Consider the following 24208-nt stretch of genomic DNA (forward strand, 5'->3'; position numbering starts at 1 on the left):
GATGACCGCACCAGACGCTTTCGCGCGCCAGTCCGCGCTTGACCGGCTTACCGCCCATGCGCCTTTCCTCGCGCGGCTCGCCGAACTCAACCCCGACGATGTGACGCGTTTTCTTGCGGACGGAACCGACGCGGCACTGGCCGACGTCGCACCGCCGCCCGTCGACGACGATATCATGCGGTCGCTCCGCCTTTGGCGCGGCCGGATGGCACTGCTGCTCGCGCTCGGCGACCTGTCGGGCGAACATGATGTCCGGGCGACGACGCGGCTGCTCTCGGATTTTGCCGATCGGGCGTGCGACGCCGCGCTCGCCGCCGCCTTCGCCGAGCGTGTGCCTGGCGAAGAACCGCGCGGCCTGTCGGTGATCGCGCTGGGCAAGCTCGGCAGCCACGAACTCAATTATTCGTCCGACATCGACCCGATCCTGATCTTCGACCCCGACACGCTTCCACGCCGTTCGCGCGACGATCCAGGCGAGGCTGCGGTGCGGATCGCGCGGCGGATGACCGAGATTTTATCGGCGCGCACCGGCGACGGGCATGTGCTGCGCGTCGACTTGCGCCTGCGCCCGCATCCCGAGGTGACGCCGATAGTGCTGCCCGAAAGCGCGGCGATATCCTATTATGAGTCCGAGGCTTTGGCGTGGGAACAGGCCGCCTTCATTCGCAGCCGCGCCTCGGCGGGCGATCGCGCGCTCGGCGAAAATTTCCTCGCGGCCATCCAGCCCTTCATCTGGCGCCGCAGCCTCGATTTCCGGCAACTCAAGGAAATCGGCGCGATGAGCGACCGGATCCGCGATCATTTCGCGCAGGGGCAGGCGTTCGGGCCGGGGTTCGACCTCAAACGCGGGCGCGGCGGCATCCGCGAGATCGAGTTTTTCGCGCAGGTCCACCAGCTCATCTACGGCGGGCGCGATCCGTCGCTGCGCGTTCCCGCGACGGTCGACGCGCTCGCGGCGTTGGCTGCGGTCGGGCGGATCGAGCCCGATGCCGCGGCGCGGCTTTCGGGCCATTATGCGACGCTCCGGCGGATCGAGCACCGGCTCCAGATGATCGAGGATCAGCAGACGCATTGCCTGCCCACCCAGGAAGCGGCGCTCGATTGCGTCGCGCGGCTCGACGGCGAAACCGACGGTGCGGCGCTGCTCGCGATGCTCGAACCCGTCGCCGCCGAGGTCGGCGCCTGTTACGACCGGCTCGTCGCCGAGCGCGCGGTGACGACCGGCCTTCCGCGCGACGATGACGGCCTTGCGGCGCAACTGGTGACGGCGGGCTTCGACCCGCCCGACGCCGCGCTGCGCACCATCGCCGAATGGCGCGGCGGCAAGCTGCGCGCGCTGCGCAGTCCGGCGGCGCTCGACGCGCTCGAAACCGTGCTTCCCGAACTGGTGAGGGCGCTCGGCGCTGCGCCCGATCCGCAAGCGACGCTGAGGCGCTTCGACAAGCTGGTCGCGGGCCTGCCGAGCGCGGTGGGTTTCTTCCACCTGCTTGCCGCGCAGCCCGAGCTGGCGAAGATCGCGACGCGCACCCTCTCGCTCGCGCCGACGCTCGCCGATGCGCTCGGCGCGCGCGTCGAACTGATCGAAGGCTTGATCGACAAGCGCGCGTTCGAAGCGCCTGCGGCGAAGGCGGACCTGCTCGGCGAATGGGCCGCTGGCCTCGCGGGTCTCGACTATGAGCGCCTGCTCGACCGCGTGCGAGACCGCGTCGGCGAACGGCGTTTCGCTTATGGCGTGCAACTGATCGCCGGGGCGACCGATCCGCTGACGATCGCGTGCGGCTATTCCGAACTCGCCGAGGCGGCGTTGCAATTGCTGGCCGACGCGACGGTCGCCGAATTTGTCGAGGCGCATGGACGGATCGCGGACAGCGAGTTGGTGGTGCTCGCGCTGGGGCGGCTCGGGGGGCGGGCGCTGACGCATGCGTCGGACCTCGACCTCATCTATCTGTTCACTGGCGACCATCTCGCCGAATCCGACGGGCCGCGGCCGCTCGGCGCGACGACCTATTACAACCGGCTCGCGCAGCGTGTGACCGCGGCGATGTCGGTGCCGACCGCGGCGGGCAAACTCTACGATGTCGACACGCGCCTCAGGCCCCAAGGCGCGCAGGGGCCGCTGGTGGTCACGCTCGACAGCTTCGAACGCTACCAGCGTGAAGAGGCATGGACGTGGGAGCATATGGCGTTGCTCCGCGCGCGGCCGGTCTATGGCTCCGATGCCACGAAGGCGGCGGTGCAGACGGTCATCGGCGACCTGCTCGCCATCCCACGCGATGCGGAGAAGATTGCCACCGACGCCGCCGGAATGCGCGACAAGATCGCCAAGCACAAGCCGGCGAAGGGCGCGCTCGATATCAAGGGCGGACCGGGCGGGCTCGTCGATCTGGAATTCGCGATGCAGGTGACGCAGCTTGTGAGCGGCCGGTGCCACGATCCGAATATTGCGGCGGCGCTGGCGTGCCTCAAGGCCGCCGGGCTGGCGCCCGCCGCTGTGTGCGACGCGCACGGCCTGCTCGCACGGATGCTCGTCATGTTGCGCCTCACCGCGCCCGAGGGCGAGCCGCCGACGGCGGCGGCACGGCAGTTGGTGGCCAGCCAGTGCGGCGAGCCCGGCTGGCCGCAGCTGCTTGCCGCGCACGATGCAGCGCGGCAGGAGATCGCAAATTGGTGGGCCTCGATTCGCCCCGGACAGCAGGAGATAAAGCCGTGACCCTCGCCATCGGAGACGCCATTCCCCCGGTCCAGTTGCTCGACGCCGACGGCGCGGCGATCGACCTTGCCGCGATGAAGGGCGCGCCGCTCATCGTCTATTTCTATCCCAAGGCCGATACGCCGGGCTGCACGACCGAGGCGCAGGATTTTACCCGCCTCGCCCCCGAATTCGCGCATCTGGAGGCGCAGGTGCTGGCGGTGTCGCGCGACGCGCCGGCAAAGCTCTGCAAGTTCCGCGACAAATATGGGCTCACCGTCCGCCTCGCGTCGGACGAGGATGGCGCGGTGTGCGAGGCGTTCGGGACGTGGGTCGAAAAACAGAATTACGGCCGCACCTATATGGGCATCGAACGGTCTACTTTCCTCTTCGGCCGCGACGGCAAGCTGGCCAAGGAATGGCGCAAGGTGCGCGTGAAGGGTCACGCCGACGCCGTGCTGGAGGTCGCAAAGGCGCTTTGATGCAATCGCTTGGCGAAGCCGCGCGCGCTGTCCTGCTGACGCCGGACCCCCACGACAAGCGCCGCGCGGCGCGCCTTCTCGCGCGGGCGTGGCGTCGTGGGGAGATCGACCATCGCTGCGATGTGCCGATGCCCCACCAGCCCGCTTGGCCCGCCCGGCCCGAACTGCTCGCGCCCGGCCAGATGCCGCGCCGCCGCAAGGGTGGCTCGGACCGCGGCCGCATCGCCATGCTGCACGCGCTCGCGCATATCGAGTTCGTCGCGATCGACCTCGCGGTCGATCTGGTCGGCCGGTTCGGCGGCGAATTTCCGCGCGGCTTCGTCGACGACTGGATCGGCGTCGCGGCCGATGAGGCAATGCATTTCGCGCTGCTCGACCGGCGGCTGCGCCAGCTCGGCAGCTTCTATGGCGATCTGCCCGCGCATGCGGGATTATGGGAGGCGGCGCAGCTCACCGCCGACGACGCGCTCGCGCGCCTCGCCATCGTACCGATGGTGCTCGAAGCGCGAGGTCTCGACGTCACGCCGGCGACGGTCGAGCGCTTCCGGGGTGCCGGCGACGAGACGTCTGCGAAGGTTTTATCGCGCATTTACAAGGATGAAATCCGTCATGTGAGCGCGGGCACAGTCTGGTTCCGGCAAAAGTGCGACGAAAGGGGATTCCACGTCGTCGAGACGTGGCAGGCGCTCGTAAAATCGCGATTTCGCGGCAGTTTGAAGCCGCCGTTCAACGACTCAGCGCGTGAGCGTGCCGGTTTAACGCAAGAATTCTACGCTGTTATTGCTTCGTAAGGATTGGAACAGCACACAGGCTTCCGCGGGGGATGAGCAATCATCCAAACCAAGAAACACCGGCGCCAAGGCCCGTTTATGGACTTTGGCGACATGGCAAACGCGGGGTCGTCGTTTTGATCAACACTCTTCTGGCGCAGAAGTTGCACCAAGTCGCAATCCTTTGCGTAGCAGCAAGTTTCGGATTGGCCGCCCCGGCCGTCCACGCTGTCGAAACCAGCGCCGATACCGGCATCACCGTTCCCGACGAGCCCGATGACGACAGCTTCACCGCGGGTGTTCCGTCGGTCGGCGAAGACAGCGAAGCGCGCGCGATCTTCCAGGCCTGGAAGCGTCTCGACACCGGCCTGACGGCGTCGATCGGCGTTTCGGTTCCCTCGCGTCGCCCGATCGAGCAAATGTCGCTCTCATCCTCCTATGGCATGCGGGTCCACCCCGTCACTGGCAAAGTTGCACGCCACAACGGCATCGATATTCCGGCGCCGCACGGCACGCCGATCTACGCAACCGCCGACGGTATCGTGGGCCGCGCCCAGCGCCTCGGCGGCTATGGCAATTATGTCGAAGTCGAACATGGCAACGCGATCCAGACGCGCTACGGCCATATGTCGTCCTATATCGTGCGCCCCGGGCAGCAGGTGAAGAAGGGCGACATCCTCGGCTATGTCGGTTCCACAGGCCGTTCGACCGGCAACCATCTCCATTATGAAGTCCGCATCGAAGGTGCGCCGGTCAATCCGATGCCTTTCGTTCGCTCGGACCAGATGGCGATCGCCGCGATCTCCGGCAAGAATGTCGCGATGGGCGGTCCCGAATAGGAATTAACCAGGCTTTTCCTGGGTCGGAGAGGAGGGCGCTCCACGGCTGATGCCGGGGCGCCCTTTTCTTTTGCAACCGACACCCTATCTTGACGCCATGGCCACGCAGCTTTCCGATATCGCCCTGTCGCCCGCCGCCGCGGCGCGCGTCCGCTGGATCGCCGACCGCAAGGGCGAGGCGGATGCAGCGTTGCGCTTGGCCGTCGATGGCGGCGGCTGTTCGGGCTTCACCTATCGCTTTGGCCTGGCCGACAGCATCGACCCCGACGACATCGTCACCGAAACCGACGGGGTCAAGCTGGTCGTCGATTCGGTCAGCATCGACTTGGTGCGGGGTTGCATCGTCGATTTCGTCGATTCGCTGGGCGGCTCGTCCTTCAAGGTCGAAAATCCCAACGCCGCCTCGGGCTGCGGTTGCGGGTCCAGCTTCTCGATCTGACGCCTTTCCCCGTCGCTTGCTTGCTGGCATAGCTGCGGCCATGAAAATCGCGACCTTCAATATCAACGGGATCAAGGCCCGCCTGCCGCGCCTTGTCGAATGGCTCGAAGAAACGCAGCCCGATATCGCCTGCCTTCAGGAACTGAAATCGAGCGACGAGACGATGCCGACCAAGGAGATCGAGGCGGCGGGTTATGGCTTCCTCTATCACGGGCAAAAGGGCTTCAACGGCGTCGCAATCCTCGCCAAGGGCACGCAGCCGGTCGAAACGCAGCGCGGTCTGGCGGGCGAGGTTGACGATGAGCAATCACGCTATCTGGAGGCCGATGTTCATGGCCTGCGCGTCGCGTCGATCTATCTCCCCAACGGCAACCCGCAGCCGGGGCCGAAATTCGACTACAAGCTGCGCTGGATGGCGCGGCTGCGCGAACGTGCGAAATTCCTTCTCGCTTCCGAAATCCCGACCATTCTGACCGGCGATTACAACGTCATCCCGCACGACGACGATGTCTGGGACCCGCGCGCGATGTCGACCGACGCGCTGATGCAGCCCGATTCGCGCGATGCCTGGTTCCGGCTGCTCGGCGACGGCTGGACCGACGCGATCCGCAGCCGGCATCCGGCGGGCGGGGTGTGGACCTTCTGGGACTATCAGGCGGGCGGGTGGCAGCGCGATCATGGCTTTCGCATCGACCATCTTCTCTTGAGCCCGGCGCTCGCCGACCGGCTGGTCGATGCGGGCGTCGACAAGGACCATCGCGGCCGCGAAAAGGCGAGCGACCACGCGCCGACATGGGCGGTGCTGGCGTAAATTTCCTTCGCTGACGTGGAAGGCGACACTGCCGAAGCGACCGTCACGCGTCGGGATACAGCGTCGTCATCACCCGCGTGGGATCAAGCGCATAATGGTGCGCGACCGCCGCCGCGATCACGCTCTCCAGGCTGCGCGTCGGCTTGAGATCGCGGCCCTCGTATCGCGCCGCAGCGCCAAGCCCCGGCCAGTCCGCCGACACTTTGCCGCCTTCGGCCAGCCCGCCGCCGAGCAGCATCGCGGTCGATGCGGTGCCATGGTCGGTGCCGCCGGTACCGTTGACCTCGACCGTGCGGCCGAATTCGGTTGCGACGATCACCAGCGTGTCGCCCCACACGGGACCGAGCCCCGTCTGCAACGCGCCGATCAGTTGGTCGAGCCCGCGCAGTTGCGCGGCGAGACGTCCGCGCTGGCCGCTGTGCGTGTCCCAGCCGCCGGTTTCGACCATCATCACGCGCGCGCCGTCGGCCGGCATCATCAGCGATGCGGCGAGCTTGCCGAGGTCGGCCCCGTTGCGGCCGTTGTTGCCGCTGATGTCGCTCGCCAACTCCTGCGTCCTGACCGCGCTGTCCCAAAGCGGGTGGAGCAGCGGGTCGTTCGCATACATGGCGGTCAGCCGCGCGATCAGGTCGGCGTCGGCCTGCGGCAGGCGGCTCGGCGCATAGGTGCCGACCTGCACCGACCCGCGCAGCGCCAGCGGCACGGCGGGTGCGATGGCGATCGCATCGCGTTCGGCAGCGGGGAGCAGGGTCAGCAGCCGTCCGACCCAGCCGTCGTCGCGGCCATAGGGCCGCGCCCCGCCGCCCTCGAGCATATTCTGTCCGTCGAAATGCGACCGGTCGCGATAGCCCGTCGCGACGGCATGCGCGAAATGCGCCTGTTTGCCGGTGTAAAGGCTCGCCGTCTGCGCGAGCGACGGGTGCAAGGTGAACATGGCGTCGAGCTTCGCGCCGCCCGCGCTTTCGTCGGCCAGCGCGCGGCGCGCGGCGGCAAAGGCCGGATCGCCTGTCGGCGCGACGGTGGCCAGCCCGTCGGCGGCGCCGCGCTGGATGACGAAGACGAGACGTTTCGGCGTGCCCGCCGCGGCATAGGCAAAGCGGGGCAGCGCGCCCGCGGCGGCGACGGTGATGCCCGACAGGATGATGGAACGGCGCGAGAGGATCATTGTCTATCTCCGCAAAAAGGCCGGGCTGGCGAACAGCATCGCGATTCCCTGTCCGGGGCTGTCGGCGCGCGATATCGCCTGTGCCGTTTCGGGGGTGAGCGCGTCGGCGAGGACGAGCGGGGCCAGTGCGCGCGCATCGGCGCGGTCGCCGATCCGCGCCGCGATGCGGCTGGCGAGTTCGACGCGCTGCATCAGCGCCGCCGATCCGGCCCAGGTCGCCACCATGTCGTCATATCCTTTGGGCGATCCGGGGCGCCACACCGGCTGGCCGAGCTGGACAAACATCGCGGCGATATTCTGGCGCTCGCCGAGTCCCGGCGTTTTCAGGGCGCGCAGCATCGACACCGTCCAGTCCCATGGCGATTTGAACATCGCGGGTTCGGCCGCCCAGGGCTCGGGCGAGGCGATGAGCGTGCGATAGAGCGAGGGCAGGTCGCCGCCGGTGCGGTCGAAATCCTGTGCCAGCCGGTCGACGAGCGGGGCGGGCGGTTCGTCGCCGGTGAAGTGGCGCGCGAGCTTGGTCGCGACATGGCGCGCGGTCGCGGGATGGGCGGCGAGGTCGCGCAGTACCGCCTCGGCCTGTTTCGCCCCGGTCTGGCCGTAACTCTTGCCCAGGATCGTCTGCGCTCCCGGCTGGTGGAGCCGGTCGACGAAGACGGTCTCGCCCGGCCGTGCGTCGGCGGGCATCAGCCGCTGTCCCGCCCCGCGCCCGAGTCCGGCGACGGTCAGCCCCGTCAGCGCCTTGGCGAAATTCGTGATATCGGCCTGCGTATAGCCGGCACGCACGCCGAGCGTATGCAGCTCCATGATTTCGCGCGCCAGATTTTCGTTGAGCCCCGGCGCCCGCCGCTTGCCGCGGTTTCGCACACGCGTCGCAAAGACGCTGTCGGGACCGAAGCTTTGCGCCTGGTCGAGAAACAGCAGCATCGCGGGATGGTGGACCGCAGCGACCAGCAGGTCGGAAAATTTGCCCATGATATGCGGGCGGATTGCTTCATTCTCGTAATTGCCGGCGAAGCCCACGACCGTCTGCTTGTCGGCCGAGATCGCGAAATGATTGGCCCAGAAATGAACGAGGCGCTCGGCGAAGGGCGTCGGCGTCGCGACCGCGGCGGCAAGGCGCGCGCTTGCGGCCTCGCCATAATGGCGGCGGAACCCCGCGCGCGACATGCGCCGCATCGCCTCGGCCTCACCGTCGTCGCCGCCTATTTGCGCATTCTTCGCCTCGCGGCGCATCGCCTGCCGCTCGTCGCGATATTCGGCATAGGCGGTGGCGATCGCCTCGCGCCCCGCCAGCCCCGCGATGGCAGCGGGCGCGGGGTCATAGTCGTCGATCTGGCGGATCAGCCAGTCTTTCGGGTCGTCCGCCGCCGGATCGTCGAAACGGCGGCCGAGCCCGAAGCGGTTGGCGGCAAGATACTGGACTGCCATGACAAACCTTTCCGTGCCCCCAAACGCACGATGACGGCCATTTGTCGCAAAGCTGTCCCAGCGATCAGAGCGATTTGTCGTAAATCTGGTACACCCGATTGACCTTCGCCTCGATCGCCTCGGCGACGGCATTCATCCCCTGATTGTCGTCGAGCACCCAGCCGATGTCGCCTTGTTTGGCGTCATAGTCGCGCACCGCGTCGCGGCGGATGAACTCGATCATCATGAACGCCAGCATGCTGGCCATGCGGCTGTTCTGCAGCTTTTTTGCGACGCCCATCAACGGAACGCGCAGGATGCGGCTCTTGGGTTTGCGCAGCCACCACAGCAATCGCGCCCAGTTGAAGGGCAGGAGCGAGCCGTCCATGTCGATCAACAGCTGGTTGATGTTCGGCAGCACGATCATGAACGCGACCGGTTCGCCATCGACCTCGGCGACACGGATCAGATCCTCGAACACGATGTCCTTCAGCTTCTTGCCGACATAGGCGATTTCGCTGTCGGTCAGCGGTACGAAGCCCCAATTGTCCGACCAGGCGTCGTTGAGCAGCCCCATGATCAACTTTGCTTCGGCGTCGAAGCGGCGCTTGTCGACCTTGCGGATGCGAATCCGCGCATTCTTCTCGCCCGCCGCGACGATGCGGTTGACCAGCGGCGGAAAGCCGTCGGCGATGGCGACCGAATAGTTCATAAGCTGCTTGGCGGGGGCGTAGCCCGCGCCTTCGATCCAGCCGCGATAGAGCGGACTGTTATGGCCGAGCATGATCGTCGGCGGCGTATCGAACCCCTCGATCAAGAGGCCGGGCTCGTCCCAGATCGAAATCGACAACGGCCCCAGCGCGCGCGTCATGCCCTGCGTCCGCAACCAGTCTTCGGCGGCGACGAGCAGCGCCTGCGCGCTCGCTTCGTCCTCGGCGTCGAGCAGCCCCCAGTTGCCGGTGCCCGGCCCCATGCCCTGTTCGGCCGGCTGCGCGAGCGCGAGTTCGTCGATATGCGCCGAGATACGCCCGATCGTCCGGCCATCGCGGCGCGCGAGGAAATATTGCGCCTTGCCATGCTCGAACCACGGATTCTTGCCGGGGGTGAGCAGGCCGTACACTTCGCCCTTCAGCGGCGGGACCCACGCCGGATCGCCGCGATTGAGCCGATAGGCGAGTTCGACAAATTCGCGCAGATCGGCCTTGTCCTTGACCGGGACGATCGTGATCGGGCCTTCGTTATGCGCGCTCATACTGGTTTCCTGAAATGCCAACCCTACATGGATGGCGACGCATTAGGGCATAGATTGGGCGCTGACGACCCGCATTCGGCCATTTTGCTGCCACGAAACTATGGTTCTGGACTCGCTATGACGACGATCAATCCCCCCGCCGATCGGGTCGCGACGCCCTTCGCGCCGTCGGCCCCAAAGGCGCCCAAGTCCGCTATCGCGGACGATATGGCAATGATCCGCGCGGCGTCGGAGCTGACGCGCGATCTCGTGCAGCCAAGCGCACGCCTCTATTGGACCGACATGCTGGCGTCGGCCTTCATCGGCTATGCCGGCATCGCGGCGGCGATTTTTGCGCCGTCGACGCTGTGGATGCTCGTCGCCGCGGCGATTTCGGTCGCTGCGCTCTACCGCGCGGGCAGCTTCATCCACGAACTCACGCATATTCGCAAGAATGCGCTGCCGGGCTTTCGCCTCGGCTGGAACATCCTCGTCGGCGTGCCGATGCTGATCCCCTCTTTCATGTATGAAGGGATTCACAGCCTGCACCACAACCGCACCAAATATGGCACGGTCGACGATCCCGAATATCTGCCGCTCGCGCTGATGAAGCCGTGGACGGTGCCGCTGTTCGTCGTCGCCGCGGCGTTCGCGCCGCTCGCGCTCGTCTTCCGTTATGCGGTGCTGACCCCGCTGTCGTTCCTGATCCCGCCGCTCCGCCGGATCGTCGTCGAACGCTATTCGGGGATGATCATCAACCCGCTGTTCCGCCGCAAGCCGCCGGAGGGCGAGTTCCGCCGCCAGTGGGCTTGGCAGGAAGGCGGCGCCTGGGCGTGGTCGAGCCTGCTGATCGCCGCGGGCGTATTCGGCTGGGTGCCCCTGCGCGCGCTGGTCATCTTCGGCGCGATTGCCTCGGCGACGCTGGTGCTCAACCAGATCCGCACGCTCGTCGCGCACCTCTGGGAAAATGACGGCGACGTGCTGACCGTGACCGGTCAGTTCCTCGACAGCGTCAATGTGCCGCCGCCGGGCCTCCTGCCCGAATTGTGGGCGCCCGTGGGCCTGCGCTATCATGCGCTGCACCATCTGTTGCCCGGCGTGCCCTATCACGCGCTGCCCGAGGCGCACCGCCGCCTCAAGGACGCGCTGCCTGCCGATTCGCAATATCATGGCGCGAATTACGATAGCCTGCCCAAGCTGGTGATGAATTTGGTGGCGGGCTCGGCAAAGGGAGCCGCGGCCTGAATGTCGGGCACATGATGTCGGCGCAGGTGGGGGGACATATCCAATACTCGTCACTGCCGCGAAAGCGGGAACCCAGTGTGGGGTCCGCCGACGCACGCTCTGGGTCCCCGTTTTTGCGGGATGACGAAGTGTGGGAACGGCCGCTTCAGGCCAGCGGCTGATGCCGGCTCTATTCCTCGGTGCGGATCAAGATCATCTCGCCGATCAGCGCGAACAGGATGAACGGTCCCCACGCCGCGAGAAAGGGCGAGTAGGCGCCGAGGTCGCCCATCGCGAGCGCGAAATTGTCGGCGACGAAATAGGCGAAGCCCAGGGCCATACCGATGATCGCGCGAACGAACAGCTTGCCCGATCGCGCGAGCCCGAACGCCGCGACCGCGCCCAATAGCGGCATCAAAATCGCCGACAGCGGCCCCGAAATCTTGTGCCACAACACGCCCTTCAGCGCGTCGACCGGCCGGCCCGCCGCCTCGAGATCGTCAATCGCGGCCTTGAGCTTCAGGAAGGGTAGCTCGTCACCGTCAACCTGTGCCAGCGTGAACTGGTCGGGCCGCACATTTTTCATCGCACCGATATTGCCGAGCGGTTCGAGCGTGCCCGAACGGCGCATGAAGCGCCGCGCATTGGTCAGTTCCCAGCCGCCCCCCGCGACCGCGCGCGCGCTGTCGGCCGACAGCATCGACGACAATACGCCCTGTGTGCGTTCATAGATGGTCAGATAACCAAGGGTGATCGTCGGGCCGCTGGTATCGACCGTCGTCGCGTTGATCAGATCGTCACCGTCGCGCACCCAGATGTTCGTGCGTATGCCGCTGTCCTTCGGCACCTTTTTATATTCGACCTTTTGCCATGCGCTCAGCGCCGCGGTCGATCGCGTGACGATGCGCTCGTTGAACGCAAAGCTGATCGCCGCGACGAGCAGCGCGGCGAGGAACAGCGGCGCGAGCACCTGATGCGCCGACATGCCCGACGCCTTCATCGCGATGACTTCGCTGTTCTGGTTCAGCGTCACCATCGTCAATATCGTGCCGAGCAGCACGGAAAAGGGCAGGAAGGTCTCGACGATTTGCGGCAATCGCATGCCGACATAACGCCAGACGTCAGCGTCGCTGTTGCCGGCAACGCCCAGGATTTTTCCGCTTTCACCAAGCAGATCGAGCGTCTGGAGGATCAGCACCAGCGCGAAGAGGATCGAGAAGGAGCGGACGAGGAAGAGGCGCCCGACATAGAGCGCCATCGTACGCGACGGGAAAAAGTGAAGCTGGTGCATTTAGGTCACGCGCTCCGCCGCGGGATTTTTGCGCTGAAACATCGTGAGCATTCCGCGGATCTTTTGCGCCGCCTTGGCCGCGACACGTTCGAGCGCGCCGATCGGCTGGCCGCCGGGGACATGTGCAACGGTATAATACATCCAGATCGCCAGCGCCGCGAAAAGGAGGAGGGGAACCCAGAGCGCGATCAGCGGGTCGATGGTGCCGCGTGCGCCAAGATCCTCGGCATATTGGTTGATCTTGTGCTGCGTCACCAGCAGCACGATCGACAGGAAGACGCCCAGCGACGAGGTCGATCTTTTTGGCGGGATAGCGAGCGCGATCGCCATCAGCGGGATCAGGAACATCGACATCACTTCGACGATGCGGAAATGGAAATTGGCGCGCGATTCGAGCCGCGTCTGTTCTGGCTGGCTCTGGTCTTTACCGGCGACGAACAGCTCGGGAATCGTCATTTCGCGATCGGCGCCGCCGCGGGTGCGGAACGCCTCGATCTTGGGCAGCGGGATCGGCAGATCGTGATTGTCGAAGGTCAGGACGCGGGGCACCGCAAATTTGGGCGATTCATGGATCAGGACTCCCTGCGAGAGGCGCAGGATGATCGTGTTCGGGTCGTCGGTCGCAAGGAACTGTCCGCGCGCCGCCGTCGCCGACACGCGCTGCCCATCCTTCTGCTCGCCGCGCACGAAAATGCCGCGCAGGCTGCGCCCGTCGTCGTAGCTTTCTTCGATCCTGAGCGTCATGCGGTCACCCAATTTGGTGAATTCGCCGACCTTGATCGAAGCGCCAAGCGCACCCGAACGCAGCTCGAACTGCAAGCCTTCATAAGCGTAGCGCGCCACCGGCTGGATGAAGCCGACGATCGCCAGATTGAGCGCGGCGAGCGCGATGGCATAGGCGTAGGGCACGCGCATCAACCGCCCGAAACTCATCCCCACACCCTTGAGCACGTCGAGTTCGCTCGATGTCGCAAGCCGCCGGAACGCAAGGAGAATTCCGAGCATCAGGCCGATAGGGATACCCAGCGAGAGATATTCGGGGATGAGGTTGGCGAGCATGCGCCAGACGACGCTGACCGGGCCGCCTTCGGTGGCGACGAAGTCGAACAGACGGAGCATCTTTTCCAGCACCAGCAGCATCGCCGACAGGACCAGCGTACCAAGCATGGGGAAAAAAATGAGCCGCGCGATATAGCGGTCGATGGCAGGCAGCTTATTCAATCTTTCGTCGCCCCATCACCATGTTTTGGCCGCAGTTGTTTCCGATATGCCGATTCAAGGGCGACAGGGACCCGTGTCGGCACGCGCTTCAGCGAATGCTGGCACGGCTATAGCCTCTGGAGGTTTTTAGGTCATGTCGAAATTTGTATCCGCGCTGCTTGGCGTTTCCGTGCTGGCTTTTGCCGCATCGGCGCAGGCGGAAGGTCGGGTCATCTCGAACGATCTGTCGAAGTGCAGAAGCGGTCCGTCGACGCTGGTCGAAATCAGCGGCGTCAAGGCGTCGTCCGGCAAGATTCGCGTGCAAAGCTATCGCGGCACGGCGGCCGACTGGCTTGAAAAGGGCCGCTGGCTCGCCCGTGTCGAAGTGCCGGCGCGCGCCGGAAAGATGACGGTCTGCGTGCCGCTGCCTGAAGCGGGCGTCTATGGCATTGCCGTGCGTCATGACGTCAATGGCAATGGCAAGACGGATCTGCGCTCGGACGGCGGCGGGATGTCGAACAATCCCAGCATCAACATCTTCAACCTCGGCAAGCCGAGTTACAAAAAGACGGCTTTTTCGGTGGGGGATGCGCCCAAGGCGATCTCCATCACGATGAAATATATGTAAAGATATGGCCAGCGTCGCGCTCCTTTCGAATCCACGATCGACAGGCAACCGTGCCCTGCTGCCGCGGGTTCGCGAATATTGCGCGGCGCACCCCGATATTTTTCATTATGAGGTCGAGGATGTCGACCAGATCGAAAAGGCCATTCGCACGATGGCGATGGTCGCTCCGCGCGTGGTCGTCATCAACGGCGGCGACGGAACGGTGCAGGCTGCGCTGACCGAAATTTACTCGGGCGGCCATTTCGGCGGATCGCCGCCGCCGGTAGCGGTGCTTCCCAATGGCAAGACCAATTTGATCGCGCTCGACCTCGGCGCCGAAGGGGATCCGATCAAGGCGCTGCAGCGCGTCGTCGATCTGGTCGAAAGCGGCCATCTGGAAGATCATGTGATCGAACGCCAGCTGATTTCGCTCGACAGTGGCGGCGAGGAACGCCCGGTGCTGGGCATGTTCCTCGGCGGCGCCTATCTCGCTGATGTGATGCTCTATTGCCGCAATCGCATCTATCCGCTGGGGCTGCCCAATGGCCTGTCGCACTTCCTTGCAGCGATCCTCGGCCTGTTCGCGATCATTTTCGGGATCGGCGGCGGGCGCCTGCCGCCCAAGCCCGAGCCGATGACGGTGTCGCTGATCCGCCAAGGCGAGTTCAAGGGCAAATTCTCGCTGTTGATCGTCACGACGCTCGAGAAATTGCTGCTGAGCATCCGCACCAGCGAGGCCTATGGAACGAACGGCAATATGAAACTGCTTGCGACCGACAGCAGCGTCGGCGCGCTGTTCCGCATGCTGGGCGCGACCTGGCGCGGAACGCTGGGGCAGAAACAGCTCAATGGCGTCCATTTCCAGCAAGGCGATGAAATCCGTATCGAAGGCGAACGGTCGAACGTGATCCTCGACGGCGAAATCTTCCAGGCGAAGAATGGCGCGCCGATCATCCTCACCTCGACGCAGCCGGTTCCCTTCCTGCGCCTCGCCGCCTGAGCCGTCCGTGGCTTCATTGATCGATCTCGTCCGCGACGAACTCGGGGTTCCCGTCGATCCGCGCGTCACTGCGATGGCGCAGGCGATCGCGGCGCAATATCCGGGCAGCGCGCGCGCGGTGCTATTTTACGGCAGTTGTCTGCGGATGAGCGAACTCGACGGGTTGATGCTCGATTTCTACCTGATCGTATCCAATTATAGCGATGCCTATCCCAGGCGCTGGATGGCGATCGCCAACCGGCTGATCCCGCCGAACGTCTTTCCATTCCAGCATGACGGGCTGATCGCCAAATATGCGGTGCTGAGCGAGGCTGACTTCGATCGGCTCAACAGCACCGAGACGCGGAACGTGTCGGTGTGGGCGCGCTTCGCGCAGCCGTCGCGGTTGGTCTGGGCGGTCGATGAAACCGCGCGCGACCGGGCGATCATGGCTGTGTCGCGCGCCGCGCCGACCTTGCTCGCGGCGGCGGGGATGGTCGCTGGCGAGGTGCCGCTCGACTGGTGGCGCCGCGCCTTCTCGCTGACCTATTCGGTCGAACTGCGCGCCGAACGGTCGGGCCGTGCGCAGTCGGTCGTCGATGCCGATGCCGTGCGCTACGAACGGTTCAGTGCGCCGGCGATCGCCGCGATCCCGGCGGGCGCGCAGGGTGGCGGCTGGACGCGCCGGCGCCTCGAGGGCAAATTTCTCAGCATCGCGCGGCTTGCGAAGGCCAGCCTGACTTATGCGGGCGGCATCGACTATCTCGCGTGGAAGATCAACCGGCATGCCGGAACGCGGATCGAGATCAAGCCCTGGCAGCGCCGCTGGCCGCTCGTCGCCGCGATCACGCTGGTGCCGCGGCTGATGAAGAGTGGTGCAATCCGTTAGGCATTTTTCAGCCGGAAAAGGGTGGCGGGTTCAACTCGCTAGCCGCTGCCCGCCGGGGCGGTGGTCGCCGCTCCGCCGGATTGCCTGGTCGAGCGCAGTCAGCGTGAAAGGTTTGCGCAGTACGTCATGGTCGCCAAAAGCGGCATCTTCGCTCGCGTCGCCGGCGTAGCCGGTCACGAACAGGACGGACAATTCGGGCCAGCGCTGCTTCAGCTGCGCGACCATTTCGGGCCCGGTCAGCTCGGGCATCAGCACGTCTGACAGGATCAGGTCGAAACCGCTCTGGCCCTTGGCAAGCCGGCCTTCGACGAGCGCCTCGGCCTCGAGCGGATTGCCGCAGGCGACCACCATATGGCCCAATTCGCTGACCGCGTCGACCGTTGCGGCGAGCACGCGGGCATCGTCCTCGACGACAAGGATGTTGAGTGCATCGGCGGGGGCGGCGGGCCGGGCAACCTCGCGGGACGAGGGTTCTGCCGCGACGGCAGGCCGTGCCGTGCAAAGGGGCAGCAGCATCGCGACGCTGGTGCCTTCGCCCTCGGTCGATGAAATCTGCACCTCCCCGCCCGACTGGCGGCAAAAGGCAAAGACCTGGCTCATGCCGAGTCCGGTGCCTTGGCCAGCGGGTTTGGTCGTGTAAAAAGGGTCGAAGACGCGTTCGAGCACTTCGGGCGACATGCCGCAACCGGTGTCGATCACCTGCACCGCAAGCGCCTTGTCCTCGCCGTCGTCGATCGTCCGGATCGTCAGCGAACCATGTCCGTTCATCGCATCGCGGGCATTGACCGCGAGATTCAGCAGCGCATTTTCGAACTGTTGCCGGTCGACCCAGCAGGCGAGCCCCGCGGCCTGAAGGTCGAGCGTCAGCGCGATCCGGTCGCCGATCGTCCGCTCGATCAGTTCGCCAAAGCTTGCGATACACTCGTCGACGATCGTCATTTCCGGGCGTGCGGGCTCGGACCGTGCGAAGGTCAGCAGCCGCCGCGTCAGGTCGGCGGCGCGATTGGCCCCGTCGAGCGCGTTGGCGAGGTGGCGCTGCGCCTTTTCGGGTTTGCCGGGGAGCCAGCGCTGCGCGAGCTCGAGCCCGCCGACGACGACTGCCAGCATATTGTTGAAGTCGTGCGCGATGCCGCCGGTCAACTGGCCGACGGCCTCCATTTTCTGCGCCTGGCGCAGCTGCGCTTCGGCCGCTTCGCGCTCGATCATCTCGCTGCGCAGCGCGTCGTTCGCATGCGCGAGCTCGGCGGTGCGCTCTTCGACCGCCGCGGCCAATTGCATCGCCCGGTCGCTTTCGAGCAGTTGTTCATTGCGTGCAAGACGGCGCTCGCCTTCGGTGCGGATCAGCGAGAAGGTCGCCCCGATCGCAATGACCGCCGCCGTTGCGCCGAGGAGCGAGAAAAGCAGGATCGCCTGATTGAGGCTGGCGCGATCGGCGGCCGTCAGGCGATTGCGCTCGCGCAGCAGCGCGCGTTCGTTGGCGATGATCTCGCTCAATATCTTGTCGATCCGGCCGAGCCCTTCGCCTTTGCCGGCGGCGTAAAATTTGGAGATGGCGGCGACCGTTTGGTTATAGTTGGCACTGAGCGCGGCATCGCCGAGCTGGGCGCCACGACTGTCCATCTCGCGCGTCAGCTGTTTGACCAGCGCCATCTGTTTCGGATTGTCGCGGACGTTGCGCTGCAACTGGCCGAGGAACTGCCGCGCGCGCCCCCATTGATATTCATAGATGCGCCCATCCTCTTTCTGCAGCCCCACCGCGAAACGGCCGAGCGCGGCCTCGGCGCGCGCGATCGCGGCATCGACCGAGCGGGTCTGCGAAATGACCTCCATACTCTGCGTCTGCCAGCCGAGCGAGCGGTCGTAATTGTCGTTGGCGCGTGACAGCAGAACGACGAGCGCCCCGACGATACCGGTCAGGATCGCGCCGAGGACGATCGTCGACCAGAAGCGGATACGCTCCCTCCGGCTTTCGTTTTCGCTGTCGATATCCCGCTCGAACACGCCCTACCCTTTACCGGACAAGCTTTACGCAGCAAAGCGTCGAAGCGTGCATGGCTTCAACTCGGCGCGAAAAGGAATCCGCTGGTCGGCACGCGGGCCCGGTTCAGCCGATAATCCCTGTGCGTTTGCCGGCGCGCTCGAAACGGTCGAGGATCTCGCTCACCTGCTCGCTCGAATGTTCGGCGCACAGCGAACATCGCAGCAGCGTCATGCCAGCGGGGGTTGCCGGCGGGCGGGCGAGGTTCACATAGAGACCTTCCTCAAGCAGCGCTTCCCACATCATCGCGCCGCGTTCGAGGTCGGGCATGATCACCGCGATGATCGCCGACTGCGGCTCGTCGGTGCCGAGCGTAAAGCCGAGGTTGCGCAGCCCCTTGTGCAGGTCTTTCGAATTTTCCCACAGATGCGCGCGCTTGTTCGACCCGTGCATCAGCTTGCGGATGCTCGTCGCGGCGGTGGCGACGACGCTGGGCGGCAGCGAGGCGGTGAACACATAGGGGCGGCAGACGAGCCGCATGATCTCGAACTTCGGATGGTTCGAGACACAGAAGCCGCCGACCGTTCCGACGCTCTTCGAAAAGGTGCCGATGATGAAGTCGACGTCGTCGATCACGCCCTGCGCCTCGGCGACGCCGCGGCCATGCTCGCCGATGAAGCCCATCGAATGCGCCTCGTCGACCAGCACCATTGCGCCATTTTCCTTGGAAATGCGGACCATTTCCTTGAGCGGCGCAACGTCGCCGAGCATCGAATAGACGCCCTCGAGCACGACGAGCTTGCCCGCCTCGGGCGGCAGGCGCTTGAGCCTTTTTTCGAGCGCTTCGACGTCGTTGTGGCGGAAGGCGACGATTTCGGCGTCGCCCATCTTGCACCCGTCATAGATTGAGGCGTGGCTGTCGATGTCGAGGATGACATAATCGCCCTTGCCCGCGATCGTCGAAATAATGCCCAGATTCGCCTGATAGCCGGTCGAAAACACCATGGCATGATCCATGGCGTAAAATTCCTTGAGCGCGTCCTCGCACACCTTGTGGCCCTGATAGGTGCCGTTGAGGACGCGGCTTCCGGTCGTGCCGCTGCCGAATTTGTCGAGCGCATCCTTGCCCGCGGCAACGACATCCTCGTCGAAGGTCATCCCCATATAATTATAGGTGCCGAGCAGGATCGTCTCGCGCCCGTTGCACATGGCGACGGTGGGCGAGAGCACTTTTTCCATCACGAGGCTGAACGGATCGGTGACGCCGGTGGCGAGCAGCGCTTCGCGCTGCTGGATCAGCGGGTCGAATTTGGAAAAGAGGTCGGTCATTTGGGTTCTTCCGCGCGCCCCGGCGAAAGCCGGGGTCCAGATAGATGGCACTATATATCGCATGGGCCCCGGCTTTCGCCTGGGCGCACAGTATCTCAGCCCTGCAGTTTCTCGACCGCAGCGACGAGCTGGCCGACATTCTCGATCTCGGCCTGCATGTTCATGCTGATGATGATATCGAACGTATCTTCGACCTCGGCGACGAAGTCCATGACCGTCAGGCTGTCCCATTCAAGGTCGCCGGCAAAGGTGGTTGCGTCGCTCAGTTCGACGCCTTTCTTGTTGAAAGGTTGGATCAGGCCGAAAATCTGGTCGCGAAGGGCGGTGCTCATGTGGTGCGTCCCATAGAGGAATGAAGTTGCGCGCGGGCATGCCGCGAAGGCTCCCGATTGGCAAGCGAATGCGGCGGGAACAGGGCAGCATCTTGCCGCTCGCGGGACTTCGTGGCATCGCTGTGGGGGGCGCTGACAGGGTATTGGGGCAGGGGCAGCTTGGCATGGACAGCGCAGAAAAGACGACATCGGCCGAGCGGGCGGCAACGGGCTTTCCTCCGAATGCGGTCCATCTCGTCCGCACGACGCAGCAGATCACGATGCAATTGTCGCAGATGGCCGACCAGAAGGCATCTATCCTGATGGGCGCGACCTTCGTGGTTTTCACGCTCGCGGTCGGGCAGGCGCGCTCGGGCGGCGGCGCCCTCTCGATGCCGCTGACGATTCTCGCGACCTTTTCCTTCCTGTCGGCGCTGCTCGCGGTCTCGGCGGTGCTGCCGCGCGTGGGAAAGGCGCCGCCGGTCGTGTACCGCGACGGAAAGGATCACAGCAACATCCTCTTCTTCGGCCGCTTTGCGCAGATGGACGAGGACGATTATATCGCTGCGGTCAAGGCACGCCTGCGCAGCGAGGAGGACATCTACGAAACAATGCTGCGCGACACCTATCAGAACGGGATCGTGCTCGCGCGGCGCAAATATCGCTATCTTGCCTATGCCTATCGCTTGTTCGTTGTCGGGCTGACGCTGACCTTCGTCGCCTTCGGGAGCGAGATGGCTCGGTTGTGGGGGTCGTGACGCAATAATCCTCCTTTTGGCTTAGCCATGGTGAGGCGCTGTTGCCATTCTGCCACCCCTCGCCAACAATCTTGTCCTGTTCCGCCGGCCACGCTTGAACAGACATACGCGCGCGCTTATCCGGGCCGGCTATGCTGCACCAGCCAGCCTCCGTCACCGCGCACCGTGCGCAGGGTTTTCGCGCCGAATTTCGCGCGACGCTGGCGCTTGCCTGGCCGCTGGTCCTGACCAACCTCACCATGTCGCTGATCGGAGCGACCGATGTCCTGATGGTCGGGTGGCTCGGGCCGACGCAGCTTGCCGCCGCGTCGCTCGGTTTCAACCTCGCGATGCTGCTCGGAATTTTCGGCATGGGGCTGGTGATGGGGGCATCGCCGCTGATGGCGAGCGAGATCGGGCGCCGCGCCAATTCGGTGCGCGATATCCGGCGCACCTTTCGCCAGACCTTGTGGCTCGTCGCGGTCGTTGCGGTGCCGATGCTGCTGATTCTCTGGAATACCGGCGCGATCTTGAATCTGCTCGGACAGGACCGGGTGCTCGCCACGCTCGCGCAGGAATATGTGCGCGCCTATATGTGGTCGATCCCGCTGTTCCTCGCGACCCTGGCGTTCCGAAATTTCCTCGCCGCGCTCGAGCGGCCGATGTGGTCGCTTGTCGTCGGCGTGGTCGGCGTCGCGGGCAACATCCTGTTCAACTACACGCTGATTTTCGGCAAGTTCGGCATGCCCGCGCTCGGTCTCGTCGGCGCGGGGGTGGGCAGCGTGCTGACCAATATGGTCATGCTGCTGCTGATGGTCGGCGTCGTCTATCGCGACCGGCGGTTCCGCCGGTACCATTTGCTCGGTCGCTGGTGGCGCAGCGACTGGCCGCGATTTTTCCAGATGACGCGCATCGGCACCCCGATCGCGATCAGCCATGCGTTCGAGGCGGGCGTTTTCTCGGCCGCCGTCATGCTGATGGGCTGGATTTCGACCGCGGCGGTCGCGGCGCACGCGGTCGCGCTGCAACTGGCTTCGCTTACCTTCATGGTGCCGATGGGGCTGGCGCAGGCGGCCACGGTGCGCGTCGGTATCGGCTATGGCCGGGCCGATGCCGATCATATCCGGCTCGCCGGCTGGACCAGCTTTGCGATGGGCACGGGCTTTATGGCGGTGATGGCGCTTATCATGCTCGCGATCCCGGGAACGCTCGCCGGTTTTTTCATCGACCGCACCAATGCCGCGAACGCCGAAGTCGCCGAGCTTGCGGTCAGCTTCCTGATCATCGCGGCGCTGTTCCAGATTGCCGACGGCGCGCAGGTCGTGGGGCAGGGGATGCTGCGCGGCCTGCACGACACATTCGTCCCGATGCTGTTCGCACTGTTCGGTTATTGGGTAATCGGCATCGGTGTCGGCGCGTGGCTGGCGTTCGAGCGCGACTGGGGCGGCGTCGGCATCTGGACCGGCCTTGCCACGGGGCTCGGCATCGTAGCGGTGCTGATGCTCGCGCGCTGGATGCAGCGCGAACGGCTGGGATTGCTCGGCGCGGCGACGCCGTTGTACACGGCAGTCACGCGCCCCATCTGAAGGCCGTCGGGAGCGCCCAAAAATTTCGCGCGCCTGTCTTGACGCTGTCATGCCCTCGACCCATATGCCTGCCTGTTAGCACTCGCGCCCTGTGAGTGCTAAGCGACATCCATTGCACTATTGGAGGGATATCCATGCAATTTCGTCCGCTGCACGACCGCGTGCTCGTCCGCCGTATCGAAGCCGAAGAAAAGACGGCCGGCGGCATCATCATCCCCGACACCGCCAAGGAAAAACCGCAGGAAGGCGAAGTCGTCTCGGTCGGTTCGGGTACCCGCGCCGACGACGGCAAGGTCACGCCGCTCGACGTCAAGGCGGGCGACCGCATCCTGTTCGGCAAGTGGTCGGGCACCGAGGTCAAGGTCGACGGCGAAGAGCTGTTGATCATGAAGGAATCGGACATCCTCGGCGTCATCGCCTGAGCGATTTCATCGAATCGAGAGTGAAGTTGCGCAGTTTTCTGCGCCTTTGAAAGGAACAAGCACATGGCTGCTAAAGACGTCAAATTCTCGCGCGACGCACGCGAACGCATCCTGAAGGGTGTCGACACCCTCGCCGACGCGGTGAAGGTGACCCTCGGTCCCAAGGGCCGCAACGTCGTGATCGACAAGAGCTTCGGCGCGCCCCGCATCACCAAGGACGGCGTCACCGTCGCCAAGGAAATCGAACTCAAGGACAAGTTCGAAAACATGGGCGCGCAGATGCTGCGCGAAGTCGCCAGCAAGGCGAACGACAAGGCCGGCGACGGCACCACCACCGCGACGGTGCTCGCCCAGGCGATCGTGCGCGAAGGCATGAAGTCGGTTGCCGCCGGCATGAACCCGATGGACCTGAAGCGCGGTATCGACCTTGCGGTTAACAAGGTTGTCGAAACGATCAAGGCGCAGTCGAAGCCCGTTTCGGGCAACGCTGAGATCGCCCAGGTCGGCATCATCTCGGCCAATGGCGACACCGAAGTCGGCGAAAAGATCGCCGAAGCGATGGAAAAGGTCGGCAAGGAAGGCGTGATCACCGTCGAGGAAGCCAAGGGCCTCGATTTCGAGCTCGACGTTGTCGAGGGCATGCAGTTCGACCGTGGTTACCTGTCGCCCTACTTCATCACCAACCCCGAAAAGATGCTCGTCGAGCTTTCGGATCCGTACATCCTGATCTTCGAAAAGAAGCTGTCGAACCTCCAGTCGATGCTGCCGATCCTCGAAGCCGTGGTGCAGTCGGGCCGTCCGCTCCTCATCATCGCCGAGGACATCGAAGGTGAAGCGCTTGCGACCCTCGTCGTCAACCGCCTGCGCGGCGGCCTGAAGGTTGCTGCGGTCAAGGCACCGGGCTTCGGTGATCGCCGCAAGGCGATGCTGCAGGACATCGCGATCCTGACCAAGGGCGAAATGATCAGCGAGGACCTGGGCATCAAGCTTGAATCGGTCACGCTGAACATGCTCGGCCAGGCGAAGCGCGTCACGATCGACAAGGACAACACCACCATCGTCGATGGTGCTGGCGACCATGACGCGATCAAGGGCCGCGTCGAACAGATCCGTGCGCAGATCGAAACGACGACCAGCGACTATGACAAGGAAAAGCTGCAGGAACGTCTGGCGAAGCTCGCCGGCGGTGTTGCGGTCATCAAGGTTGGCGGCGCTTCGGAAGTCGAAGTGAAGGAACGCAAGGACCGCGTCGACGACGCGCTCCACGCGACCCGCGCTGCGGTCGAAGAAGGCATCGTCCCCGGTGGTGGCACGGCGCTTCTCTATGCGACCAAGGCTCTGGCCGGCATGTCGGGCGTCAATGAAGACCAGACCCGCGGCATCGACATCATCCGTCGCGCGCTGCAGGCTCCGGTTCGTCAGATCGCCGAAAACGCCGGCTTCGACGGCGGTGTCGTCGCGGGCAAGCTGTTCGACCAGAACGACAGCAATTTCGGCTTCAACGCCTCGACCGACGTCTATGAAGACCTGGTCAAGGCGGGGGTCATCGACCCGACGAAGGTCGTCCGCACCGCGTTGCAGGATGCCGCCTCGGTTGCCGGTCTGCTGATCACCACTGAAGCCGGCATCGCCGAAACGCCCGAAGACAAGCCCGCCATGCCCATGGGCGGCGGCGGCATGGGCGGCATGGGCGGCATGGATTTCTAAGTCCAAACCGCTCGGCGCACAGCCGACGAAAAGAGGGCCGGGGGAGCAATCCCCCGGCCCTTTGCTTTTTCGGATCAAGTCCGACATGACGAAATTGGCGCGACGGGACATT

General features: G+C 64.9%; 22 protein-coding genes. 14 read left to right on the plus strand and 8 right to left on the minus strand.

What is annotated here, in order from left to right:
- The first annotated feature begins 1 nt into the window (after position 1).
- The 6 genes from HDC35_RS16740 (at position 2) to xth (ending at position 6030) form a co-directional block, all read left to right on the plus strand.
- The gene (locus tag HDC35_RS16740) at positions 2-2710 is read left to right on the plus strand and encodes a bifunctional [glutamine synthetase] adenylyltransferase/[glutamine synthetase]-adenylyl-L-tyrosine phosphorylase (protein WP_184648532.1); all 2709 of its coding nucleotides are present in this window, start codon (positions 2-4) and stop codon (positions 2708-2710) included.
- Positions 2707-3171 (plus strand): peroxiredoxin, encoded by a 465-nt coding sequence (locus tag HDC35_RS16745; protein ID WP_184648533.1) that lies wholly within the window; start codon positions 2707-2709, stop codon positions 3169-3171. Before HDC35_RS16740 ends, HDC35_RS16745 begins: the two co-directional genes overlap by 4 nt.
- Positions 3171-3962, plus strand: a complete 792-nt coding sequence (locus HDC35_RS16750; protein WP_184648534.1) for a ferritin-like domain-containing protein — start codon at positions 3171-3173, stop codon at positions 3960-3962. Before HDC35_RS16745 ends, HDC35_RS16750 begins: the two co-directional genes overlap by 1 nt.
- A gap of 185 nt (positions 3963-4147) precedes the next feature.
- Positions 4148-4780 (plus strand): M23 family metallopeptidase, encoded by a 633-nt coding sequence (locus HDC35_RS16755; RefSeq protein WP_260397801.1) that lies wholly within the window; start codon positions 4148-4150, stop codon positions 4778-4780.
- A gap of 97 nt (positions 4781-4877) precedes the next feature.
- A complete protein-coding gene (gene erpA, locus HDC35_RS16760) occupies positions 4878-5219 on the plus strand; it encodes an iron-sulfur cluster insertion protein ErpA (RefSeq protein ID WP_184648536.1) in 342 nt (113 codons plus the stop codon).
- Between the two features lie 40 nt (positions 5220-5259).
- Positions 5260-6030 carry an exodeoxyribonuclease III gene (gene xth, locus HDC35_RS16765; RefSeq protein ID WP_184648537.1) on the plus strand — a complete coding sequence of 257 codons (771 nt, stop codon included), beginning with the start codon at positions 5260-5262 and terminating at the stop codon, positions 6028-6030.
- Positions 6031-6073: 43 nt separating this feature from the next.
- Here xth and HDC35_RS16770 read toward each other — a convergent pair whose 3' ends face one another.
- From HDC35_RS16770 to HDC35_RS16780, 3 genes are all read right to left on the minus strand, one after another.
- Positions 6074-7195: a DUF1501 domain-containing protein gene (locus HDC35_RS16770; protein WP_184648538.1), complete on the minus strand. Its 1122-nt coding sequence runs from the start codon at positions 7193-7195 to the stop codon at positions 6074-6076.
- A gap of 3 nt (positions 7196-7198) precedes the next feature.
- Positions 7199-8626 carry a DUF1800 family protein gene (locus tag HDC35_RS16775; protein ID WP_184648539.1) on the minus strand — a complete coding sequence of 476 codons (1428 nt, stop codon included), beginning with the start codon at positions 8624-8626 and terminating at the stop codon, positions 7199-7201.
- A 64-nt stretch (positions 8627-8690) separates the two neighbouring features.
- On the minus strand, positions 8691-9857 hold the full coding sequence (locus HDC35_RS16780; RefSeq protein ID WP_184648540.1) for an N-acetyltransferase: 1167 nt from the start codon (positions 9855-9857) through the stop codon (positions 8691-8693).
- A 117-nt stretch (positions 9858-9974) separates the two neighbouring features.
- Between HDC35_RS16780 and HDC35_RS16785 the strand changes: the two genes are divergently transcribed.
- Positions 9975-11081 carry a fatty acid desaturase gene (locus HDC35_RS16785; RefSeq protein WP_184648541.1) on the plus strand — a complete coding sequence of 369 codons (1107 nt, stop codon included), beginning with the start codon at positions 9975-9977 and terminating at the stop codon, positions 11079-11081.
- Positions 11082-11250: 169 nt separating this feature from the next.
- Here the strand turns inward: HDC35_RS16785 and lptG are convergent, their stop codons facing one another.
- Positions 11251-12351: an LPS export ABC transporter permease LptG gene (lptG, locus tag HDC35_RS16790; RefSeq protein ID WP_184648542.1), complete on the minus strand. Its 1101-nt coding sequence runs from the start codon at positions 12349-12351 to the stop codon at positions 11251-11253.
- Positions 12352-13518, minus strand: a complete 1167-nt coding sequence (gene lptF / locus HDC35_RS16795; RefSeq protein WP_409437960.1) for an LPS export ABC transporter permease LptF — start codon at positions 13516-13518, stop codon at positions 12352-12354.
- Between the two features lie 187 nt (positions 13519-13705).
- Here lptF and HDC35_RS16800 point away from each other — a divergent pair, with 187 nt between their 5' ends.
- The 3 genes from HDC35_RS16800 to HDC35_RS16810 are packed head-to-tail and all read left to right on the plus strand — an operon-like array spanning position 13706 to position 16026.
- Positions 13706-14179, plus strand: a complete 474-nt coding sequence (locus tag HDC35_RS16800; protein ID WP_184648544.1) for a DUF2141 domain-containing protein — start codon at positions 13706-13708, stop codon at positions 14177-14179.
- A 4-nt stretch (positions 14180-14183) separates the two neighbouring features.
- Positions 14184-15158, plus strand: coding sequence for a diacylglycerol kinase family protein (locus tag HDC35_RS16805; protein WP_184648545.1), 975 nt, complete (start codon positions 14184-14186; stop codon positions 15156-15158).
- A gap of 7 nt (positions 15159-15165) precedes the next feature.
- Positions 15166-16026 (plus strand): hypothetical protein, encoded by an 861-nt coding sequence (locus HDC35_RS16810; RefSeq protein WP_184648546.1) that lies wholly within the window; start codon positions 15166-15168, stop codon positions 16024-16026.
- 30 nt (positions 16027-16056) lie between these two features.
- On the opposite strand, the gene HDC35_RS19890 is transcribed toward HDC35_RS16810, so the two are convergent.
- From HDC35_RS19890 to HDC35_RS16825, 3 genes are all read right to left on the minus strand, one after another.
- Positions 16057-18027 carry an ATP-binding protein gene (locus tag HDC35_RS19890; protein ID WP_184648547.1) on the minus strand — a complete coding sequence of 657 codons (1971 nt, stop codon included), beginning with the start codon at positions 18025-18027 and terminating at the stop codon, positions 16057-16059.
- A gap of 103 nt (positions 18028-18130) precedes the next feature.
- On the minus strand, positions 18131-19333 hold the full coding sequence (spt, locus tag HDC35_RS16820) for a serine palmitoyltransferase (protein ID WP_184648548.1): 1203 nt from the start codon (positions 19331-19333) through the stop codon (positions 18131-18133).
- 95 nt (positions 19334-19428) lie between these two features.
- On the minus strand, positions 19429-19665 hold the full coding sequence (locus tag HDC35_RS16825; protein ID WP_184648549.1) for an acyl carrier protein: 237 nt from the start codon (positions 19663-19665) through the stop codon (positions 19429-19431).
- A 164-nt stretch (positions 19666-19829) separates the two neighbouring features.
- On the opposite strand from HDC35_RS16825, the gene HDC35_RS16830 reads away from it, so the two are divergent.
- From HDC35_RS16830 to groL, 4 genes are all read left to right on the plus strand, one after another.
- Entirely contained in the window at positions 19830-20402 is a 573-nt protein-coding gene (locus HDC35_RS16830; protein ID WP_184648550.1) for a Pycsar system effector family protein, read from the plus strand.
- Between the two features lie 131 nt (positions 20403-20533).
- Entirely contained in the window at positions 20534-21967 is a 1434-nt protein-coding gene (locus tag HDC35_RS16835; protein ID WP_184648551.1) for an MATE family efflux transporter, read from the plus strand.
- 134 nt (positions 21968-22101) lie between these two features.
- Positions 22102-22389: a co-chaperone GroES gene (groES, locus tag HDC35_RS16840; protein ID WP_037554105.1), complete on the plus strand. Its 288-nt coding sequence runs from the start codon at positions 22102-22104 to the stop codon at positions 22387-22389.
- A 63-nt stretch (positions 22390-22452) separates the two neighbouring features.
- Entirely contained in the window at positions 22453-24096 is a 1644-nt protein-coding gene (gene groL / locus HDC35_RS16845; RefSeq protein WP_184648552.1) for a chaperonin GroEL, read from the plus strand.
- Positions 24097-24208: the final 112 nt, after the last annotated feature.

The sequence above is a fragment of the Sphingopyxis sp. JAI128 genome (genome assembly GCF_014207235.1).
GTDB lineage: Bacteria > Pseudomonadota > Alphaproteobacteria > Sphingomonadales > Sphingomonadaceae > Sphingopyxis.

What these genes read in the sequence shown, in the direction of transcription:
- HDC35_RS16830 (WP_184648550.1), top strand. Translation starts at nt 19,830, where the DNA reads ATGGACAGCGCAGAAAAGACGACATCGGCCGAGCGGGCGGCAACGGGC.
- groES (WP_037554105.1), top strand. Translation starts at nt 22,102, where the DNA reads ATGCAATTTCGTCCGCTGCACGACCGCGTGCTCGTCCGCCGTATCGAA.
- HDC35_RS16800 (WP_184648544.1), top strand. Translation starts at nt 13,706, where the DNA reads ATGTCGAAATTTGTATCCGCGCTGCTTGGCGTTTCCGTGCTGGCTTTT.
- HDC35_RS16785 (WP_184648541.1), top strand. Translation starts at nt 9,975, where the DNA reads ATGACGACGATCAATCCCCCCGCCGATCGGGTCGCGACGCCCTTCGCG.
- HDC35_RS16740 (WP_184648532.1), top strand. Translation starts at nt 2, where the DNA reads ATGACCGCACCAGACGCTTTCGCGCGCCAGTCCGCGCTTGACCGGCTT.
- HDC35_RS16750 (WP_184648534.1), top strand. Translation starts at nt 3,171, where the DNA reads ATGCAATCGCTTGGCGAAGCCGCGCGCGCTGTCCTGCTGACGCCGGAC.
- groL (WP_184648552.1), top strand. Translation starts at nt 22,453, where the DNA reads ATGGCTGCTAAAGACGTCAAATTCTCGCGCGACGCACGCGAACGCATC.
- xth (WP_184648537.1), top strand. Translation starts at nt 5,260, where the DNA reads ATGAAAATCGCGACCTTCAATATCAACGGGATCAAGGCCCGCCTGCCG.
- HDC35_RS16825 (WP_184648549.1), bottom strand. Translation starts at nt 19,665, where the DNA reads ATGAGCACCGCCCTTCGCGACCAGATTTTCGGCCTGATCCAACCTTTC.
- HDC35_RS16780 (WP_184648540.1), bottom strand. Translation starts at nt 9,857, where the DNA reads ATGAGCGCGCATAACGAAGGCCCGATCACGATCGTCCCGGTCAAGGAC.
- HDC35_RS16775 (WP_184648539.1), bottom strand. Translation starts at nt 8,626, where the DNA reads ATGGCAGTCCAGTATCTTGCCGCCAACCGCTTCGGGCTCGGCCGCCGT.
- HDC35_RS16770 (WP_184648538.1), bottom strand. Translation starts at nt 7,195, where the DNA reads ATGATCCTCTCGCGCCGTTCCATCATCCTGTCGGGCATCACCGTCGCC.
- HDC35_RS16835 (WP_184648551.1), top strand. Translation starts at nt 20,534, where the DNA reads ATGCTGCACCAGCCAGCCTCCGTCACCGCGCACCGTGCGCAGGGTTTT.
- erpA (WP_184648536.1), top strand. Translation starts at nt 4,878, where the DNA reads ATGGCCACGCAGCTTTCCGATATCGCCCTGTCGCCCGCCGCCGCGGCG.
- lptG (WP_184648542.1), bottom strand. Translation starts at nt 12,351, where the DNA reads ATGCACCAGCTTCACTTTTTCCCGTCGCGTACGATGGCGCTCTATGTC.
- spt (WP_184648548.1), bottom strand. Translation starts at nt 19,333, where the DNA reads ATGACCGACCTCTTTTCCAAATTCGACCCGCTGATCCAGCAGCGCGAA.
- HDC35_RS16805 (WP_184648545.1), top strand. Translation starts at nt 14,184, where the DNA reads ATGGCCAGCGTCGCGCTCCTTTCGAATCCACGATCGACAGGCAACCGT.
- lptF (WP_409437960.1), bottom strand. Translation starts at nt 13,518, where the DNA reads ATGCTTGGTACGCTGGTCCTGTCGGCGATGCTGCTGGTGCTGGAAAAG.